This is a genomic window from Haematospirillum sp. H4485, assembly GCF_012102745.1.
Taxonomy (GTDB): domain Bacteria; phylum Pseudomonadota; class Alphaproteobacteria; order Rhodospirillales; family Rhodospirillaceae; genus Haematospirillum.
In genome coordinates this window covers 35,353-53,975 of the sequence record NZ_JAAVSY010000009.1, presented here as the reverse complement: position 1 = coordinate 53,975, position 18,623 = coordinate 35,353, and the positions used below count along the sequence as shown (strand labels likewise).

Annotated in this window: 12 protein-coding genes; 2 read left to right on the top strand and 10 right to left on the bottom strand. The window is 56.7% G+C overall.

The genetic code is table 11. From position 1 onward, the window contains the following. Positions 1-108 precede the first annotated feature (108 nt). Positions 109-984, bottom strand: coding sequence for a peptidylprolyl isomerase (locus tag HEQ61_RS07840; protein WP_168020428.1), 876 nt, complete (start codon positions 982-984; stop codon positions 109-111). Between the two features lie 229 nt (positions 985-1,213). Here HEQ61_RS07840 and secA point away from each other — a divergent pair, with 229 nt between their 5' ends. Then, positions 1,214-3,919: a preprotein translocase subunit SecA gene (gene secA / locus HEQ61_RS07835; protein ID WP_168020426.1), complete on the top strand. Its 2,706-nt coding sequence runs from the start codon at positions 1,214-1,216 to the stop codon at positions 3,917-3,919. Positions 3,920-3,944: 25 nt separating this feature from the next. Here secA and HEQ61_RS07830 read toward each other — a convergent pair whose 3' ends face one another. The 6 genes from HEQ61_RS07830 to HEQ61_RS07805 all read right to left on the bottom strand — a co-directional run bounded on the left by HEQ61_RS07830 (position 3,945) and on the right by HEQ61_RS07805 (position 7,818). Further along, entirely contained in the window at positions 3,945-4,325 is a 381-nt protein-coding gene (locus HEQ61_RS07830) for a MarR family winged helix-turn-helix transcriptional regulator (protein ID WP_168020424.1), read from the bottom strand. Between the two features lie 188 nt (positions 4,326-4,513). Next, the gene (locus HEQ61_RS07825) at positions 4,514-4,729 is read right to left on the bottom strand and encodes a hypothetical protein (RefSeq protein ID WP_168020422.1); all 216 of its coding nucleotides are present in this window, start codon (positions 4,727-4,729) and stop codon (positions 4,514-4,516) included. A gap of 243 nt (positions 4,730-4,972) precedes the next feature. After that, positions 4,973-5,620 (bottom strand): acetyltransferase, encoded by a 648-nt coding sequence (locus tag HEQ61_RS07820; RefSeq protein ID WP_168020420.1) that lies wholly within the window; start codon positions 5,618-5,620, stop codon positions 4,973-4,975. A 27-nt stretch (positions 5,621-5,647) separates the two neighbouring features. Further along, positions 5,648-6,406 carry an SDR family NAD(P)-dependent oxidoreductase gene (locus tag HEQ61_RS07815; RefSeq protein WP_168020418.1) on the bottom strand — a complete coding sequence of 253 codons (759 nt, stop codon included), beginning with the start codon at positions 6,404-6,406 and terminating at the stop codon, positions 5,648-5,650. Further along, a complete protein-coding gene (locus HEQ61_RS07810; RefSeq protein WP_168020416.1) occupies positions 6,393-6,638 on the bottom strand; it encodes an acyl carrier protein in 246 nt (81 codons plus the stop codon). Before HEQ61_RS07810 ends, HEQ61_RS07815 begins: the two co-directional genes overlap by 14 nt. Positions 6,639-6,690: 52 nt before the next feature. After that, the gene (locus HEQ61_RS07805) at positions 6,691-7,818 is read right to left on the bottom strand and encodes an aminotransferase class I/II-fold pyridoxal phosphate-dependent enzyme (RefSeq protein ID WP_168020414.1); all 1,128 of its coding nucleotides are present in this window, start codon (positions 7,816-7,818) and stop codon (positions 6,691-6,693) included. Positions 7,819-7,947: 129 nt separating this feature from the next. Between HEQ61_RS07805 and HEQ61_RS07800 the strand changes: the two genes are divergently transcribed. Further along, positions 7,948-13,734 carry an AAA family ATPase gene (locus HEQ61_RS07800; RefSeq protein WP_168020412.1) on the top strand — a complete coding sequence of 1,929 codons (5,787 nt, stop codon included), beginning with the start codon at positions 7,948-7,950 and terminating at the stop codon, positions 13,732-13,734. A 47-nt stretch (positions 13,735-13,781) separates the two neighbouring features. Here the strand turns inward: HEQ61_RS07800 and HEQ61_RS07795 are convergent, their stop codons facing one another. The 3 genes from HEQ61_RS07795 to pseC all read right to left on the bottom strand — a co-directional run bounded on the left by HEQ61_RS07795 (position 13,782) and on the right by pseC (position 18,613). Further along, a complete protein-coding gene (locus HEQ61_RS07795) occupies positions 13,782-14,912 on the bottom strand; it encodes a hypothetical protein (RefSeq protein ID WP_168020411.1) in 1,131 nt (376 codons plus the stop codon). 357 nt (positions 14,913-15,269) lie between these two features. Next, the gene (gene pseG, locus HEQ61_RS07790; RefSeq protein WP_168020410.1) at positions 15,270-17,393 is read right to left on the bottom strand and encodes a UDP-2,4-diacetamido-2,4,6-trideoxy-beta-L-altropyranose hydrolase; all 2,124 of its coding nucleotides are present in this window, start codon (positions 17,391-17,393) and stop codon (positions 15,270-15,272) included. After that, complete coding sequence (gene pseC, locus HEQ61_RS07785) at positions 17,393-18,613, bottom strand: UDP-4-amino-4,6-dideoxy-N-acetyl-beta-L-altrosamine transaminase (RefSeq protein WP_322099226.1); 1,221 nt, start codon at positions 18,611-18,613, stop codon at positions 17,393-17,395. Before pseC ends, pseG begins: the two co-directional genes overlap by 1 nt. Between the last annotated feature and the right edge of the window lie 10 nt (positions 18,614-18,623).

The window sequence follows — 18,623 nt, the reverse complement described above, 5'->3', positions numbered from 1 at the left end:
AGCCAGATTTCCCTTGATAGGGCGTGAAAGAGCACGCTTTCCGAAGAAAAATACCGGCTGCCCTAGCGGGGCCGCCGGTATGTCAAATGCCTGTATCAGGATGGCTTGTCAGTCGGTCGGCTTGCTGCCGTCGGCATTGAAGACTTCGATAGCAGCCTCTTTACGCAGGTCTGACAGAACCTCTGCCGCCACTTTTGCCGTAAGCTCCTCACGGATCTGTTCGGCTACGTCCTCGAATTTCGGGGGCTGAACCGGGCGCTTGTCACTGACCTGAATAATGTGCCAGCCGAACTGGGTCTTTACGGGAGCCTTGGAGATATCGCCTTTTTCCATGGCAAAGGCGGCATCGGCAAATTCCGGCACGACATTGGCGCGGGTGAAGTACCCAAGGTCACCATCTTCGGATGGGCCTGGATTCTGGCTTTCAGCCTTGGCCAGATCCTCGAACTTGGCGCCTTTGCGCAGCTTGGCGATCAGTTGCTTGGCCTTGCCTTCATCATCGACCAGAATGTGACGGGCACGTACCTCTTCTTCATTGGGTACGTCCTTGACCAGCTCTTCGTAGCGGGCCTTGATGCGTTCATCGGTCAGCTTTTTCTCTATGGCTTCTGCAATCCAGGCGTGGCGGACCAGCTCTCCCTCCACTTCCTTCAGGCGAGTCTTGATATCCGCACTGTCTGCAAGGCCGGTCTTTCCAGCCTCGCGCGCGACCAGCTTCTGGTCAATGGCCCGGTCCAGAAGCCCCTTGTAGACGGCGTCCAGATCAACGGATGCCAGCTGTGGAACCTGCTTTGTGATTTGTTCCTTCAGGCTTTCCAGATCGGATCTGTGGATCTTCTCGCCATCAATGGTGGCCACAACCGGATCGTTGGCTGGTGCCTGTTCGTCGGTGCTGATGTCACCATAGGCAAAATAGGCGGCCACAGCGGCAGCAGAGGCAACAACCACGGCCAGGATCGTACCGCGAATCAAGGAAACAGACATGACAAACCCTCTTTGAACCCCAATGGAGACAGCAGACCACACAATCCGGGTGTACAGGCAACCCCGGAACGGGCAGTACAACACCACAGATAGCGCTTTCTGGCAAGGCTTGCGGCGGCATAAAATCCGCGCTTTCGTTGACACTGCCGATGGCAGGCACTATGTGTGGTCGCGGCCTTGTACGATATGTCCCTGTGTCGTTACGCCCCATGATGTCTTGAGGTTTTTAATGTTTGGTGCTCTTGCCCGGCGGCTTTTCGGGACCGCCAATGATCGCTTGATAAAGTCCCTGCGCGGCACGGTTGATGCTGTCAACGCGCTGGAGCCGTCCCTGGAGTCCTTGTCTGACGAGGCCCTGAGAGGACGTACGCAGTGGCTGAGGGAGCGTCTGGCCGCGGGGGAGTCCCTTGACGATCTGCTGGTCGATGCCTTTGCCACGGTACGCGAAGGCTCCCGCCGGGTTATGGGCATGCGGCACTTTGACGTCCAGATCATGGGCGGGATTGTCCTGCATCAGGGTCGCATTGCCGAGATGAAGACCGGGGAAGGGAAGACCCTGGTGGCCACCTTGCCGACGTACCTCAATGCCCTGACGGGGAAGGGTGTTCACGTTGTGACCGTGAACGACTACCTTGCCAGCCGTGATGCGGAGTGGATGGGGCGTTTGTACCGGTTCCTGGGGCTGACGACCGGGGTGATTGTCAACGCCATGTCCGATGCCGAGCGCCAGGCCGCCTATGCCTGCGACATCACCTATGGGACCAATAACGAAATCGGCTTTGACTACTTGCGCGACAACATGAAGTTCCGCCTGGAGGATATGGTCCAGCGGTCCTTTCACTACGCCATTGTTGACGAGGTGGATTCCATTCTTGTCGATGAAGCCCGCACGCCGTTGATTATCTCCGGTCCGTCGGAAACGTCGACAAGCCTGTATGCGGATGTTGATCGGCTGATCCGCGATGTTCGTCCCGAGCATTATGAGAAGGATGAAAAAGCCCGTACTGTTACCTTTACCGAAGAAGGAACCGAGTTTGTCGAGCAGATCATGCGTCAGGCCGGGCTTCTGGGTGAGGGCGGGCTTTATGACCTGAACAATGTCAGCCTTGTGCACCATGCCCAGCAAGCCCTGCGGGCGCATGCCCTGTTCTCACGTGATGTGGATTATATCGTCAAGGACGGCCGGGTCGTCATTATTGACGAATTCACCGGTCGTATGATGGACGGGCGGCGCTACTCCGAGGGGTTGCACCAGGCGCTTGAAGCCAAGGAAGGCGTGGCTGTCCAGAACGAGAACCAGACTCTCGCCTCCATCACGTTCCAGAACCTGTTCCGCCTGTACCCCAAGCTTGCCGGTATGACCGGAACGGCCATGACCGAAGCTGGCGAGTTCATGGAAATCTATAATCTGGAGGTGGTCGAGATCCCCTCCAATCGTCCCTTTTCCCGTGATGACCAAGATGATGAGGTCTATCGCATGGCCAAGGACAAGTACAAGGCCATTGCCGACCTGATTGCGGAGTGTCACAAGCGGGGGCAGCCTTGCCTGGTTGGTACCACCTCGATCGAGAAGTCTGAATACCTTGCGGATCTTCTGCGCAAGGACAAGAAGATCAAGCCGCAGGTGCTCAATGCCCGTTATCACGAGCAGGAAGCCCATATCATTGCGCAGGCTGGTGTTCCCGGTGCCGTGACCATTGCGACGAACATGGCCGGTCGCGGGACGGATATCCAGCTTGGCGGCAACTTGGATATGCGTGTGGCGATCGAGCTGGCCAAGGTCACCGATGAGGCTGATCGTACCCGCCGTATTGCAGCTATTCGTGCCGACGTGGAAGACAAGAAGCAAAAGGCGCTTGCTGCGGGTGGCCTGTTTGTGATCGGTACGGAACGTCACGAGAGCCGTCGTATCGACAACCAGCTGCGGGGCCGTTCAGGGCGTCAGGGAGACCCCGGGGCATCACGTTTCTTCCTGTCACTGGAAGATGACCTGATGCGGATTTTCGGGTCGGAGCGTATGGATGGCATGTTGCGCAAGCTTGGTCTGCGTGAGGACGAGGCCATTGTTCATCCATGGATCAACAAGGCCTTGGAGAAAGCGCAGCAGAAAGTCGAGGCACGGAACTTTGAGGTTCGCAAGAATCTGTTGAAGTACGACGATGTGATGAATGACCAGCGCAAGGTCATTTATGAGCAGCGCCGCGAGTTGATGCAGGGTGACACTGTATCGGCTGATCTGGCCCAGATGCGGGCCGAGACAGTTGCTGATCTTGTGCAGCGCTGTATCCCCCGTCGGGCAATGGCGTCCCAGTGGGATGTGCCTACCCTGCATGAGGAATGCCTGAGGCTGTTCGGTCTTGATCTTCCGGTGCAGGGCTGGGCTGCCGAGGAAGGGATTGCCGAGGAGGAACTTCACGACCGTATTCTGGCGGCTGTCGAGGAAAAGATGGCGGCCCGGCGTGAACGCTACGGGGATGATATCTGGCTGATGATGGAACGCGGGCTGCTGCTCCAGATTCTGGATCAGGTCTGGAAAGATCACCTTTTGCAGCTGGATCATTTACGGCAGGGGATTACGCTTCGGGCCTATGCCCAGCGTGACCCGCTGAATGAATACAAGAGTGAAGCGTTTGAAATGTTCCAGGCGATGCTTGTGCATCTTCGCGAACGTGTGACGCAAGTCATGGCTTTGGTCGAGTTGCAGGTTGATCCGGAGCAGGACATTCAGGACCGTGTCCGTTCTCCACGCCGTCCGGAGTCCCATCCCCGGCATGAAATGGCGCATGCCATGGCCGGGTCTGCTGATGCGCCTCTGCGTCATCCTCCGATGCGTGATCCGGCCAACCCGGAAACGTGGGGGCGGGTTTCGCGGAACGAGGGATGCCCATGCGGGTCCGGGCGCAAGTACAAGCATTGCCACGGTTCCCTGAAATAATTGAATGGATCCCGGAGTCAGGGCATCAGCCATGCAGGCGGCCGTGCCTGTCTACAAGCTGTTCCCTGATCGTCTCACCTTTGGGGCTGAGTACGATGATACGCCGCCGCGCGTCGTCTTGGTCCGGTTGGGTTCTGACAAGCCCCAGTCCGCCAGCGCTTCCCGCCAGGACTGCAACTTGCCGCCCTATCGTTGGGGTTGAGGTTCGCAGTTGCCTTGCAAGGTCCCGGAAGCAGACATCCTTGGTGTGCCCAAGGCAGGCCTGCACGAAGACAATCACGCTGTTGAGCGGGATATCCGGATCAATGGTCTTGAACAGCATAAGGCAGCGCTCAAGGTATCTGAGTCCGGCGTCGGTATTCCGCGTTGTCATTGTTGCGGGTAGATGATTCAGGCGTATGGACATGCAGAGCTTCCCCATCAGTGCTGTCTGTCACCAGAGCCTAAACCTTATTCGCGTATAATTCCAGATTAATACTACTTTTAATGGTTCTGCCTTCTGTGGGTTCGGTCTTTTGTTGCTTTTGTGCAGACATAAAGAAGCGCACGCCAGTCTTGCAATATGGCGCGCGTTTCTTTTGGCAGCGGGATATCTTACTCGGCTGTTTCCAGTTCAACCTGGCGGAACCGGCGCTGGTCAGAAATGACATCACAGCTGTACGTTCTGGAATCCACACGGGTTGTCAGATTGCGCAACCGGGCATGCGGAACGCCGTGGCCATCCGTATAAAGGAACTCTACTTCCCAGAGCGAGCGCGGGTTTTCAACCCCCCTGAATCGCTGTCCGAGTTCTATTGGTTTGCGAGCCATAAAAGTCCTCTATTCTTGCACACGTCACACGCAACAACAAAAGATGCAGGCTATAAAAAAAACGCCGACACCATTCTGTTACCAGTTTCTGTCACAGCGCAGCATTCTAGTGCATTGGCGCATGGTGCGGCGAGCTTTTTTATGACGGCAAGGTGTTGCCCGGTTGTTGTTGTGCATTCATCTGGACAGGATAGCGGTATAAACGACGCTCTTTCCTGCATGCATCCGACAATGGCAGGCTTGTCATTTTCCGACTGCTGCGGGCATGGGGAAAGCCCGTGCCGGGTTCCCCGATGCAGTCAATCCTGGTCCGACATGTGTATAGACAACGGAGCCCGCAGCAACACGCCCATGATTTCCTATCTGGCATCGTGCTGTGACAACGGCCCCTGATCCAATCAGGACGCAGCGACCCGTTTCAACCCACCCATTGAGCACACTGTGTGGGCCAAGGGTTGATCCATCGCCAACTCTGGCATCATGACCTATGGCCGCGTGAGTATTGGCCAGCACATGTGCTCCTAGGCTGGCCCCGGTTCCTATGGTGACAAATGGTGCAATGACACAACCCGGGCCCGGTTGGATACCAGGCGCAGGCCATGCCAGTGGATGAACAAGCGGCGGGGCAAACAGGGCGCCCAGGTCGTGTAGTCGTTGTGCAAGGGAAAGGCGATTTTCTGGGTCACCCAGCGCAACAATAACCCTGTCGCCCTGCGAGGGTTGCCAGTGCTCTATGGGCTCAGGCTGTGGCAGGGAAAGACCCGCTATATCCGGCCTTGCACCCGTGTCATCCAGAAAAAGAACGGGAACCTGGAAGTCCGGGCACTGGCTGGCGTACACGGCAACTTCACGACCAAGGCTGCCTGCGCCAACAATGATCAGGCGTTGCATGCTCTTCCTCGCCTTTCTGCTGTCGTGTCAGATCACCATGCCGCCGTCGATGCCCAGTGTTTGACCGGTAATGTACGATGCGGCATCGGATGCCAGAAAGCAAACAGCGCTGGCGACATCATCGGGTGTACCTGGCCGCCCCATTGGAATGCTGTCCATGTGATTCTGTCGCGTTTTTTCATCCAGGTGTTCTGTCATGGCTGTATCGATGAAGCCCGGTGCTACGGCATTGACCCGTATGTGGTCACGCCCCAGTTCCTTGGCAGCAGACAGCGTCATGCCGATAAGGCCCGCCTTGGCCGAGGCGTAGGCAACCTGTCCTGCATTTCCGCGCAGCCCGATAATCGAGCTGATTGTAACCACAGCACCCCCGCGCTTTCCACGGCGCATTAGGCGGCTGGCTGTTTGCAGGTTCAAGAGGGCAGCCCCCAGGTTGGTTCGTAACATCTGGTCCATCCTGTCAGGACTGATCATGCCCAGTCTGGCATCGTCCAGAATACCGGCATTGTTGACCAGAATGTCCAGCCGTTTGCATCGGGTATCAATTGTCCTGTACAGATCGGATACAGCCTTTGGGTCAGCGGCATCTGAAAGCAGGGCAAGACAGTCCTGCCCTGTCTCTGCGCGGATTGCCGTGGCTGTTTTATTCAGGGTTTCCCGGGATTGTCGTCCGGTAATAATGACCTGTGCTCCGGATCGGGCCAAAGATCTTGCAATGGCTTGGCCAATGCCACGGCTTCCCCCTGTGACAAGGGCGACTTTGCCTGACAGATCAGCGTGATACATCGATACCGTACCGCTCAAGAATCTCGACGGCTTTATCAAAGCTCGACAGTTCTATGATATCCTGTGTTTCCATCATGACTTCGAAATTATTTTCTATGGCAGCGACCAACTGCATGTGTCCAACAGAATCCCAAGCGGGCACGGCGCGATAGGCCAAGGAATGGATATCAATACCCTCGGGCAAGTCCAGGCTGTGCAGGAATGTATCAATCAAACGACGACGGGCAGACATGGGTACGGGTATCCTTCTTTGGTATTTGGTGCCCTGAAGGCATATGGTTTGTTCATGCTGTGGGCTGTTTCTGGCGGATGTGTACGCGAGCCGTATTTGCAATGCGCTGTATCGTTTCGTGATCCATGTCTTCGGAAAAAGGAAGCCCGATTGTGCTGCGTGCCAGATGCTGTGCGACGGGTGTATCGTGTGCCGAGAAGGATGCGAAGGCGGGTTGCTCCGGCAAGGGACACGGCCACCAGCGGCGGGTTTCAATATGTGCCCGTGCCATATCCCTCTCCAAGTTTTCTATGATAGCGGGCTTTGCCGATACCAGGCATGTAGAGGTAATCCAGTCCTGCCCCCATCCGGGAAGCAGGCTTATCTCATCGACCGTGGACAACGACCGGCGCATGGCCCTGGCGACGCTGTATTGACGGGACCGGCGTTCCGGCCATTCCTCCAAAGCCGCGAGGCCTACGGCTGCGTGATATTCACTCAGCTTGCCATTGATTGCGATCCGCTCTGCATTGCGTACCCCGAGGTAACCGAAATTTCCGCAGCATGCGGCAGCACGACAGAATGCGAGATCAAGCGATACGATAAACCCACCTTCCCCGATACCAAAGCATTTGGTGGCGTGAAGGCTGACAACTTGCGGAATATGTGTAATACGCAGGCTGTCAAACCCTGATGCAGAGTCAATGACGACGGCAATGTTGTGATTGTCTTGCAGGTCTTCCCAGGCTGCTGGATCCAGTGGTTGTCCGAAGGCCCTGACAGGCATGGCTGCGCGCAAGGGGGGGGCACCTTTGTGGCGGTTGTGTGCTGCGGCCAGCACGGAATCCGGAGTGATGGTCCAGCCATTCTGGCTGACATCCAACAGTACAGGTTCCAGACCGGCAGCCAGGACAGCATGGGCGCAGGCCGGAAAGGTCCAGGCCGGAATGGCGCACGCCGAGGGACGCGGCAGATCCAGAGCCAGCAGTGCCATGGTCAAGGCTGCTGTTCCGCTGCTGGAAAGGACGATTGCGTCAGGAGGGGCACCAAGACAGGACGCAAGGTTGGCCCGGAACAGATTGGCCAGTGGTCCGTGGTTGGAATAGATGCGCGTTTCATCGATCTGTTTCAGCCATGGAAGGAGATGTTCCGTCCGTGGAAGGGAAGGGCGAAGGACCGGGACACTGTCAGGGAAAGACATGGAGCCATTCCAGAGAAGAGGACGAGATAATCCGGGGATGGAAATGAAAAGTAAAAGCCCCTTTATGGTCATGCCATTGCATGTCCCCGTCGTCAATATTTGCGCATAATCCGTTAATGGCGAGTGATTGTGACACGTTATCCTGCCATTGTGTATGATCGCTTCTTGACATTCAGCCGGGGAGTCCGGTTCTCTATGCGCCTGATTAGTGGTTACACTTTGGAATCATGCCTCCATGCTGGGCGTATACATACAGTATGGCGCGGTCGGCGCGATAGCGATGCCCTTGCTGTTGTGGTTAAATATATCAACACCGGCCTGCCGTCTCTGGATGCCGTCGAGCGTTTGTACCGCGAGTATCGGCTCCTTGTTCGTCTGGGGGGGACTGTAACGCCTCCGGCTGTCGATTTTCTGGAAGATCAGGCTGGCGTTGTTCTGGTTATGGCTGATACCGGTGCCCGGACATTGGCAACCGAGATCTCGCGTGGTCCCTTTGACCGTACGACATTCATTGATACCTCGATCGGGCTTGTGCGTGCGCTGTCGTATCTGCATGCGGCAGGCCTTCTGCACCGCAATGTATCAACTGTCAATGTTCTTCTTGATCATGATGGTACCGTACGTTTGGCTGACCTGGACGCGGTTCTGGACCGGACAGATCCGGCGACATTTCCCTTGCCACCCGAACTGCCACAAATGCGTTCCGTGCATGGTGATGGTCGCGGACCTGTCCGTCCGGATGATTTCCGTAATGATTACTATGCGCTTGGTTGCGTTCTTTTTGAGATGCTGACGGGGAACCTGGTACGCTCCGGTTCTTCGTCGGTTCAGGTTGCCTTGCGCAGTCCGGGTATTTCACGCCCGTTGGCAGCTATTGTACTCAAGTTACTGGCTCCGGCACCCGAGGACCGATACCAGAGTCTGGTTGGCCTTGAGGCTGACCTTCTGGCATGCCGGACACCTTCTGCTTCCCCTGTACCTGCTACGGATACGTCATCGCGTGCCGTAGGGTTCCACCCCGGTCGCTTTGATCGTTTTGAACGGTTTGCCCAGCCCAGTCGCTTGTATGGACGATCACGCGAAATCACGATGCTTCGCCGCTGTCGCGACAATGTTCTTAATGGCGAGGGTGGTTTTGTCATGGTTTGCGGACCGGCCGGGATTGGTAAGACAACCTTGGTGAATGAGGTGTTTCCGCTTTCCGGTCATTTGATGGCCGTCATGGTTGCCCGTTTTGGTGGACGCGAAAGCCGGTCTCCCCATGGTGTTCTGGCAGAAGCCTTCTCGGAGTTTGTTGCTGGTCTGCTGGGGGGTGGAGAGGCGGATCTGCACGCGGCCCGCGCCCGTCTTGAGGCTTTGCCACCGGATTATCTCGGAGTTTTGCTGGATCTGGTACCTGACCTTGCCTTGATTGTTGGCCGCCGTCCTTTGCCTGATCCCCTTCCGCTCCGTGAGAACCAGGCGCGATTGTTCCGGTCTGTTTTGCGTTTCCTGCAGGCTGTTGCCGGTCCATCCAGGCCCCTGGTTCTGGTCATGGACGATCTGCATGAAGCGGATTCCTCCAGTATTGCCCTGGTACGTTATATCCTGGCCGAGGGTGACCTTCGCCACTTACTGGTTGTTGTCGCGTGGCAGGAAGATGCGGTGGGGGCCAATCACCCTGTTTCGTCCTTGCTGCGTCGCAGTGACCGTAATGGAAGCATGCCACCTCTCGTCGCGCTTGGCGCCTTGTCGGTTGATCATGTCGTTGCCCTGCTGACAGATATGTTCGGCGGTGCTCCATCAGGTATAGAGGAGCTGGCCAACCTGCTTATTGTCCACAGCGGGGGGAATCCATTCTGGATTCACACGCTGTTGCGTATATTGAATGACCAAGGGAAAATTGTGCTGGACCGTACCACATGGACGTGGTCCTGGGATGGTGTTGCTCTTGCCGAATACCTGTCTGTCCATGAGCCCCGCGACGCTTTGGGTCAAGCCATTGATGACCTGGGGGCAGAGTGCTGCAAGATTTTGATGACGGCGGCGTGTCTTGGATCTCTTGTATCCATGGATCTCTTGACCCGGGTTGTACACCTTGCTCCCGCTGTTATTCTCGAGCGTCTCGGTATTGCCCTGGAGCGTGGCGTTCTGCTTTTGCCTCATGCTCCTGTTCCTGATCCGGATGGCGGTCACGGTGTTCCCTGCCTGATATTCAATCATCATCTTGTTCGTGATGCTGTTATTTCCCTGATATCGGAAGAGGATCAGGCGCTTCACCATCAGATGATTGGCCTGACCCTGTGTCAGGAATTGGGCACCGATGCCCCCTCTGTTCTTTTGTTTACAGCACTGGATCATGTGCGCGCCGGCCATATCGAGCCGGATGACCCCCGGCTTGGGGGGCGTCTGGCCGAGCTGGAGCACGAGGCAGCCCGGCGGGCTGCGGCCCTGGCAGCCTATGCTGTGGCCTATGATCATGCCGTCTCTGGTATCGACAGTCTTGGACCTGATCCATGGCAGTCTCACCCCGTTCTGGCCCATGATCTTTTTCTTGCGCAAGCGGAGTCAGCCTGTGCACTGGATTTCAGGGACAGTCTGCAACATGCTGCGGATGCCTTGCTTGCCGGGACGGGGGATGTTGCGGCGGCAGCACCGGCTCTCGAGTACCGTATTTTTTCCCTTGCCGCAGAAGGGAACCGGGCGGAAGCTATGGCTGTTGCCGTTTCTGCTCTTGCTTCCATGGGCCTGAATGTTCGGCCCGATGACAATTGGCTTGGCCGTATCCTGACCAAGATTCGGTTGTCTTGGCTTCTTCCTCGTTTGATGGCGACAGAACCTCGTGCAAATTCTGATGCCAGTCGCTCGCTGGATGCAGCAGTGGGGCTTCTGTTTACAGCGGCAACAGCTTGCTTCCCATCAGGGCCGGCCCTGTCTCCGCGGGCTGTTACCGTGCTCGTCCGGCTTGCGTTGGACAGTGGGACGCCGGGATCCCTTGCTGCCGCACATGCCTCGGCGGTTATGCAGGTTGCCAGTGAGGGGCGTATCCGTCTGGCTGAAAGTCTGGCCCGCCGTACAGTCCGTTTTATTGCCGCTCTGCCTTCCGGGATGATGCGGGTTCGGGCAGAGCTGGCTGCGCGTTGCCTTGGGCTGCATTGGGGGGAAAACCTGCATGCTGCCCGCGATGCGTTGCGTGCCTGTGCCGCCGAGGCAGGCCGTATCGGGGATGATGGCTCTGTTGTCATGGCCATGGGACTTTCTGTTGAACTGGCTTTCTACAACGGTGGGTCTTTGCCCCAGCTGGCCTCTGAAACCTCAGGAACCTTGGAGTTCTGCCAGCGCACGGGAAGCCGTGACTTTCGTCCCTGGTTGATGACGGTTCAGCGTACCTGCCGTCTTTTGATGCAGGACAGCCTTGTATCTGCCGATCTTCCCGGGCTTCTTGAGGAGGAGCGTGCCTTTCTGGAGCGTCTTTTCAATTCGGCACATCCTGCGCTGGCAGGCGGGGCTGGAATTGTTGTGCTGTTTCTCGCGGTCATTTGTGGAGAATACGGTCATGCCCTGGAGTTTGCACGTCGTATCGCGGCTGTTGCACGCCGTATCGAGGGTACATTATCTGTCGCCATTTATGACTGGCTCTATCTCCTGACGATTCTGAACAGTCGCAGTGTTGGCGAATCCGAGCGGCGGCTGGCACTGCGGCGCTTTCTGCCCCTGATGCAGGAGCGAGCTGATATCGGGCCGGTGAATCATCTGCAACGCCTGTTGCTGGTCGAGGCCGAAGTTGCCCGCGTATCGTTCCGCCTGACAGTGGCCGAGGGCCTGTATGCCAAAGCCTTCCAGACAGCAGCGGATAACGGTATTTATGCTGACGAAATCCTGATTTGTCTTATGGCGGCATCCTTCCATGACGGGCAACGCCAGTCCCGTATCGCCTTGTCGTGGCGGCGGCAGGCTCTTGATGTTGCACGCAGTTGGGGAGCAGAGGGACTGGTATCTCTTTTGCGCAGCCGTTGGGTTGATTTGCGTGATGATGTGGGAGAGCGCCCCGGGCGATCGGTTAAAACATCCCGCGAGGGAGGTCTTGATCTTGCGACCGCCATGCGGGCTGCCCGCGTTATTTCCGGCGAGCTTCAGCGCTCGGTCCTGCTGGAGAATATTCTACGAATTACAATGGGTGCTGCAAGTGCCAGCCGTGGGTTGTTATTCCTGAGGGGAGGCGATGGCTGGGCTATCGAGGCTGAAAGTGATGCCTCAACAGCGCGGGTGGACAGTATCCGGCGGCCGGTTGCTGTAACCGGGGATCCAGGGCAGAATGATGTTGCGATGCTGTTCAGTCCGGCTGTTTTTGCCTTGGCCGAGAGCACTGGCGAACCCGTGCTGCTGGATGATGCGACGAAAACGGGTCCGTTCGTTCTGGATCCCTATATCAGTCATACCCAGACGCGTTCCTTGCTGTGCATGCCCCTCTCAAAAGGCGGCGCACCCGGTGGAATGCTATGGCTGGAGCATGCCCGGACCGCCGGCCTTTTTACACCGGCCCGGATGGAGTTCTTGCACTATCTTGCTGCACAGGCTGTTGTTGCCTTGGAGAATGCAAGGCTCTACCAGCACCTGTCGGCCCTGAACAGTGATCTTGAGACCCAGGTAGCCGAATTGGCCAGAACGCTTGGTCGCCAGAGCCGGTTGGTGGATGCAACCCTGGAATCCATACCCGATGCGTTGATTGCCTGCGATCCAGAAGGGCGACTGGTGGCCTGGAACCGACGGGCCTGTGATTTGTTCCGTATTCCACCGGGTTTGCGACGACGGGGAACGCCCCTGTCATCTGTTATGGAAGCTGCCGTTGCACCGGGTTCTGCAGATACCGATGCTGTGCGTCTTCTGGAAAGGGGTGGGCGCTCGCAGGGTGCTGATGGTGGCTCGGAGATGGAGAGTGCTGACCTTGTTTTTGCCGATGGGCGGATACTGCGGGTCCGGCGGCAGGTGATGCCTGGCGGGGGGGAGGTCCTGATTTTCAGGGAAGTTACTGGCGAGCTGAAGCGCGAGCAGGAACTGGAAACGGCGCGCACGGCGGCAGAGCGTGCCTTGTCTGATTTGCGCAGCGCCCGCCATGACCTGATCCAGGCAGAAAAGATGGCATCCCTGGGTGAACTGGTAGCCGGCGTTTCCCACGAAATTAATACCCCGGTTGGTGTGACCCTGACAGCCGCTTCTTTCTTGATGGAGCGGGCCAATGTGATCAACCGCCAAATGGCATTAGGGGTGTTGCGTAAATCCGAGTTCGAACAGTTTGTGGCGCAGGCCACGGAAACGACGTCCCTGATGGTAGCAAATATCCAGCGCGCGGCAGATCTGATCAACAGTTTCAAACAGATTGCTGTTGATCGGAGCGGGGGTGAAAAAACGCGCTTCCGGTTGTCGGAGTATATCAATGATGTCTTGCGTAGTTTCGGGCCCATGCTGCGGAAAGCCGGTCATCGTCTTGAGGTTTCCTGCCCCGAGGATCTGGAGATTGTCAGTTGGCCGGGAGCCTTGTCCCAAATTTTATCCAATTTTGTGACAAATGCTGTCATGCATGCTTATGACGAAGGGCAGAAAGGCATCCTGTCCGTCAGTGTTCGTCCGATTGTCGGAGGTATGCTGGAGCTGGTGTTTGCTGATGATGGAAAGGGAGTATCCGGAGAAGTGAGGGACCGTATGTTCGATCCCTTCTTTACAACCCGTCGCGGATCCGGTGGATCGGGGTTGGGTCTGAACATTGTGTTCAATCTTGTGACCGGTGTTCTTGGGGGAACGATAACGGTGGACTCCGAACCTGGAAGAGGCACCCGGCTTGTTATCACTATGCCGGTTGAACCAGAAGGAGCAACGCAAAGTGGGCCTTTGGCAGCCCTGACGGTTACAAACCAAGGGCCGCCACGTCTTCACGACTGATCAGGAGACAATCCGGATTTTGCTTCTGATCGAGGGTAGGCCCATGCCTAGACGGAGACCTTGAGGATCGTGTCAAAAATCTTTGCGTTCCGGATCTTTTTCTTGAGAAGGAGGGGATTGTCCCGGATCTTGAGGACAGAGGCATAGGTTTGTGAGAGCTGTTCACTTTGCATGACAGAGCGCAGCAGAACCTGGGCCTTCAGGGACTCCTCGCTTTTCAGTTTCTCGATTTCCGCTGCCTGGGCTTCCGCAGTCTTGATATTCTCGGCATCAATTGATGCAACGGCAGCTTTTGCCCTTTGTGCATAGAACTCAGCGGTAATTTTCATGCTTTCAATGCGGATCTTTTGTACGGCAATGGTGCCCCGCGCAGTCTCGATATCTTTTAGCGCACGCGCACGTCCGTCATCAGTTGCCAAATCTTCGTAGAACCATGAATCAGCAACGTCAAGCCCACTACGTTTCAACGTAAAGCCTGTCATTGTTTGCGGTACAGCGGTGCTGGATCCGATCGTGAAGTCCACAGTTCCATCGGTATTGATTGCGTCCAGGCGCACACCACCGGTTAGAAGACCAGAATTATTGGTTGCTTTCCCATCAACATACTCGATCAAGGAGTTTGATGTTCTGTCTGCTTCCCACCGGATATTATCTTTTTCGAGGGAGAAGCGCGTAGAAAGATCCCGCCCATATTCAATCTGTTCGCCCTCAGTGATTCCGGTCCTGTAGATCAGTCCGCCGCTCTGGCTGTCCAGAAGCGGGGTTCGCCCCCGTGCACTGGTAATGGAGACGTCCATGGAGCGGATGTAAGACTGAAGGGTTTGTGCATAGGCTTTCAGATTCTCCGGTTTCTCAACAGAATCAGCCGTTGCCTTCTGGACGACGTACTTCATCTGGGGCAGCATTTTGGAGATATCGGTCAGAGCCTGAAGTGCATAGTCAATCTTGTCAACGGCATCCCGCACACTGTCTTCGGCACGGGACCATTTTGCGCGATCCAGACCGTTTGCCGATACCGATGCGGCATAGCGATCGCCGATCATGGTCGCCTTGGCATTCAGCTGATTTTGTATGGTTTCCTGAAGCTTGGCGGTTACAACCAAAGACTTGTTGAACGTATTGACAGCGGTCAAGACGTTGGGTGTTGGCATTCTGCGTAGTTGGGTCAGGTCTACCATAAGTTGCCATACCCTTTTGTTAGAAGCTCCTGACGGTAATGCTGCCAGAAAAGCCTTACGGAAAGCTTTCCAAACACAGCTTACATAGTGCGTGCTTTGCCACGGCGAGTCATCCGCAAAGAGAAGCAAGGTGTTTCACCATTCCCCTGCGTTGCTTTTTCTCGTTGTCCAACAAGGAGGAAGAGGTACGGATTGCTTCCGGAAGACTCGTGTCAGATGTCAAAACATGTCTGTTCTGCAACGAATCGCGGGCTATGGAGTCCCTTGCCGTTTTCAAGGGGTGGCTGGAGCAGTCTTGTGCCCGATTCGTTTTGCAGGATGGGTGCCGCAGGCTGTATCCGGGAAGCGGGGATATGTTCATGACGATGGCTCCTGTACAAACAGGTTGTCGGCCCGGGGTGTGTATCCGGCCTGTATCAGTATGGTGTCCGGGGCTATGTTTTTACGGACATGAAACCTCTCCTGCGGGGCCAGGCGACGGGCCAGGATCAGGGCAGCTTCGATCACATCTGATGCCTCTGTTTCCAAGGATACTGTGAGCATCATTGCTGGCATTTTTGCATTCTCATCATCGTTACCTGCGTTGGCAGATATCTGTTCCAGTGTTAGTGATCCGGCCTTCTGACCATCGACCAGGATATCGGATACGAGATGATCGTGCCCTTGCACCTTCTGCGTTGCTGGTTGGGCTGGATAGAGGATAACGGAAGACCCTGTCGGGGTAAGGACTGGAAACAAGGCACACATGGCCCGTAACAAGCCACGTCCGTCACACAGGGATGATGCTGTTTGCGCCATTGCCGCCCGTTTGCCCGGATTATGGATCAGGGCTTGTATTGCCCTCTCTAGGTCATCAATCCGGAGATCATGCCGGGATCCCAGATCCAGCGCGGCCCGGTGATCTGACAACAATGCACTTGTTTCCTTCTGGTTGTCAGCAATCTGGATCAGGATGGATGGCAAGCCAAGACAACACCGCTCAAAGGCGCTGACGCCTCCGGCACCGATGGCCATGTCAGCCTCGAGAAGCAATGCGGGTATATTGTCCGCATCAATGTGAAGCTGTGCGGGGGGATCACATTGAGCGGCCGTTGCCCTGATAGCCTCCAGCCATGGTGAACCCGAGCCAATGACAACATCAATGGACAGGCCACGGCCCGCTGTGCGCAGGACACCCAGAACCAATGATGTTGTATTGTCCGGATCGGTCAGGCCGAATGAGACCACAATCCTTTCGACAGGCTGCATGCGTTTACGCCGTTCCAGTGCCTTGTGACGCACGGCCTGGAATGCAGGATTGAGAATTGCCCAGTCGGGGCCACACAGCCACGGCCCTGGTCCCGCCGGAGGCAGGGGAATGGCAGACAGAACAGCGCCGCAATGCGGGCGTCCGGGGATGTCATCAAGGCTCAGGAGTGTCCTTGCCCAGCCGTACAGGCTCTGTTCCCACGTGATACCCAAGTCATAGTGATCGACGACAAGAAGGTCGCAGCCATCGGGCATCCAGTGACGCAGGGCATCAGGGTCCATGACGGAATCACCCGATAATTCAAGGGTTCCCGGTGGCTTGGTCCGGCCTGTTGCCTCAAAGCTACCCGCCGCAACAGCAAAATGACAGGACCAGCCCATGGCTGACAGCCCATGGCTGAGATTCAGGCAGCGCATCAGGTGCCCCCCTCCGCGCCTTGGATCGGCATCACACCGGATGATTGCCGTCTTGCTTGTACGGAGGGCATCTGCCCGCAGCGACTTTTTCAGCCCTTCCAGACGGTCATGTCCGGCATTGATGGATGCCAGTTCGGGGTACCGATGCATGATGGCTGCCGGTACGGACCAACTGAAACGGTTTTCATCCACAGGCATCCTGGAAAAAAGAGTGCGCAGAAAAACCAGATCATCCGGGGTATCAAGAGTCCAGCGCCACAAGCATTCCGGCTCGCCCGGGCCGGGCAGGGTGGCCTTGCGCGCAGCCGGATGGTTACGGATAAAGGGACCAACATGTTCCCGCTCGCTGGGGCGACGGGCTTCCCTGTGGGCACGGTCAAGCCATTGCAGGGTGAATGCCTCTGCTTCCAGTCCGTGTGGCCACAGAGGAGGAGCCGCATTGCAGGCATAATCGATATCGGTCGTAACCAGTGCCAGAACCTGTCCATTGACCGCCGGGTCTGTCAGCGGGCAGTCGCTGGTGACCCTGAGAATGATATCGGCGCCAAAGGCATGGGCTGCGCCGTGGAACCGCGACAGGACGTCATCGCGCGATCCCCTCCATACGGGAAAGCCAAGGCGGGTTGCTTCCTGTACAACGGGTTCATCGGTTTGTTCGTCGGGGATTGCCACTACAACTTGGTTTACCCCGGGTGTTGCGGCACATCGTTCCAGGACATGTGCCAGAACAGTCTTTCCTGCCAGGTCTTCCAGTACCTTTCCCGGCAAACGGGATGATGTCATCCGGGCCTGGACAATGCAGACTGTTTTGGTCATCAAGCCTGCAGCTCCGGCAGGGACTGCAGGGTATCGACAACGCGGTCAACCTGATCGACAGTCATCCCTGGGAACAGGGGCAATGACAGTGTGCGGCGATAATATTCCATGGCACCCGGTAGTTCAGCCCATGGACTGTGCTGGCGGTAATAGGGCTGCGTATGCACCGGGATATAATGAACCTGTGTTCCTATACCCGCCTTGTGCAGTGCGCCCATGACATGTGCCCGGCTGGTTCCGGTAGCGTCAAAGTCGATCAGGGCGACAAAAAGGTGCCATCCGGTCTGTGGGCGGTGCAGGTTCTTCAGCGGACGGATCCGGGGAGCCATGGGAGCAAGTCGCTCGTGGTAGCGGGCGACATGGGCTGCTCTGCTTTCCAGGAACCGGTCCAGCTTGCCAAGCTGGCTCAGGCCAAGGGCGCACTGGATATCGGTAATACGGTAATTCGGGCCGATATCCTGTAGCTCATAGTACCATGGATTGGCGTGCTCTTCGGTAAACCCCATGTCCCTGTTCATGAAGGCAGCTGGCTCTCGTGTGATGCCATGACTGCGCAGGCGCTGCAACGTATGTCCCAAATCGGGGTCTGCGGTGGTGACAGCCCCGCCCTCGCCGGTGGTAATCGTTTTGACAGGATGGAACGAGAAGCACGTCATATGTGCCGTGCTTCGGTCACTGCCGACCGGAATGCCACCCGGTTCCCGAGACCCCAGCGCATGAGCGGCATCCACCACTACGGTACAACCGGCACTGCTGGCAATATCAACCAGAACCGGGATATCGGCGCTTTGTCCGGCAAAATGAACAGGCAGGACAACACGGGGAATCAATCCATCCGAGCGGGCCCGGAACAGGGCGGCTTCCAGATCGCAATCCCGCATCAGTCCTGTATCTGGATCGACATCGGAAAAGACCACGTGCAGACCGATAAAACGGGCCACGTTAGCCGTGGCTGCAAAGGTAATGCTGGGAACAATCGCTGCATCCCGCTTTCCTAGTTGCAGGTTCAGGGCCAAGAGTGCCAGGTGCAGGGCTGCTGTGCCACTGGAGCAGGCGACGACAGAAGACGCTTCGACGCGCTGACCCAGCGCGTGCTCAAAGTGTGTGACAAACGGCCCGGTGGTGATCCGGTCTCCACGCAGGACCTGCACGACAGATTCTATATCGTCCTCGTCAATAAGCTGGCGCCCATAAGGCAGGAACGGTTCCAGGCTCATCATGTTGCTCCGG

Excerpts from the sequence above, each read along its gene's own strand:
- HEQ61_RS07810 (WP_168020416.1), bottom strand. The coding sequence starts at position 6,638 with ATGTCTGCCCGTCGTCGTTTGATTGATACATTCCTGCACAGCCTGGAC.
- HEQ61_RS07830 (WP_168020424.1), bottom strand. The coding sequence starts at position 4,325 with ATGTCCATACGCCTGAATCATCTACCCGCAACAATGACAACGCGGAAT.
- HEQ61_RS07795 (WP_168020411.1), bottom strand. The coding sequence starts at position 14,912 with ATGGTAGACCTGACCCAACTACGCAGAATGCCAACACCCAACGTCTTG.
- HEQ61_RS07840 (WP_168020428.1), bottom strand. The coding sequence starts at position 984 with ATGTCTGTTTCCTTGATTCGCGGTACGATCCTGGCCGTGGTTGTTGCC.
- HEQ61_RS07815 (WP_168020418.1), bottom strand. The coding sequence starts at position 6,406 with ATGTATCACGCTGATCTGTCAGGCAAAGTCGCCCTTGTCACAGGGGGA.
- HEQ61_RS07820 (WP_168020420.1), bottom strand. The coding sequence starts at position 5,620 with ATGCAACGCCTGATCATTGTTGGCGCAGGCAGCCTTGGTCGTGAAGTT.
- pseC (WP_322099226.1), bottom strand. The coding sequence starts at position 18,613 with ATGATGAGCCTGGAACCGTTCCTGCCTTATGGGCGCCAGCTTATTGAC.
- HEQ61_RS07805 (WP_168020414.1), bottom strand. The coding sequence starts at position 7,818 with ATGTCTTTCCCTGACAGTGTCCCGGTCCTTCGCCCTTCCCTTCCACGG.
- pseG (WP_168020410.1), bottom strand. The coding sequence starts at position 17,393 with ATGACCAAAACAGTCTGCATTGTCCAGGCCCGGATGACATCATCCCGT.
- HEQ61_RS07825 (WP_168020422.1), bottom strand. The coding sequence starts at position 4,729 with ATGGCTCGCAAACCAATAGAACTCGGACAGCGATTCAGGGGGGTTGAA.
- secA (WP_168020426.1), top strand. The coding sequence starts at position 1,214 with ATGTTTGGTGCTCTTGCCCGGCGGCTTTTCGGGACCGCCAATGATCGC.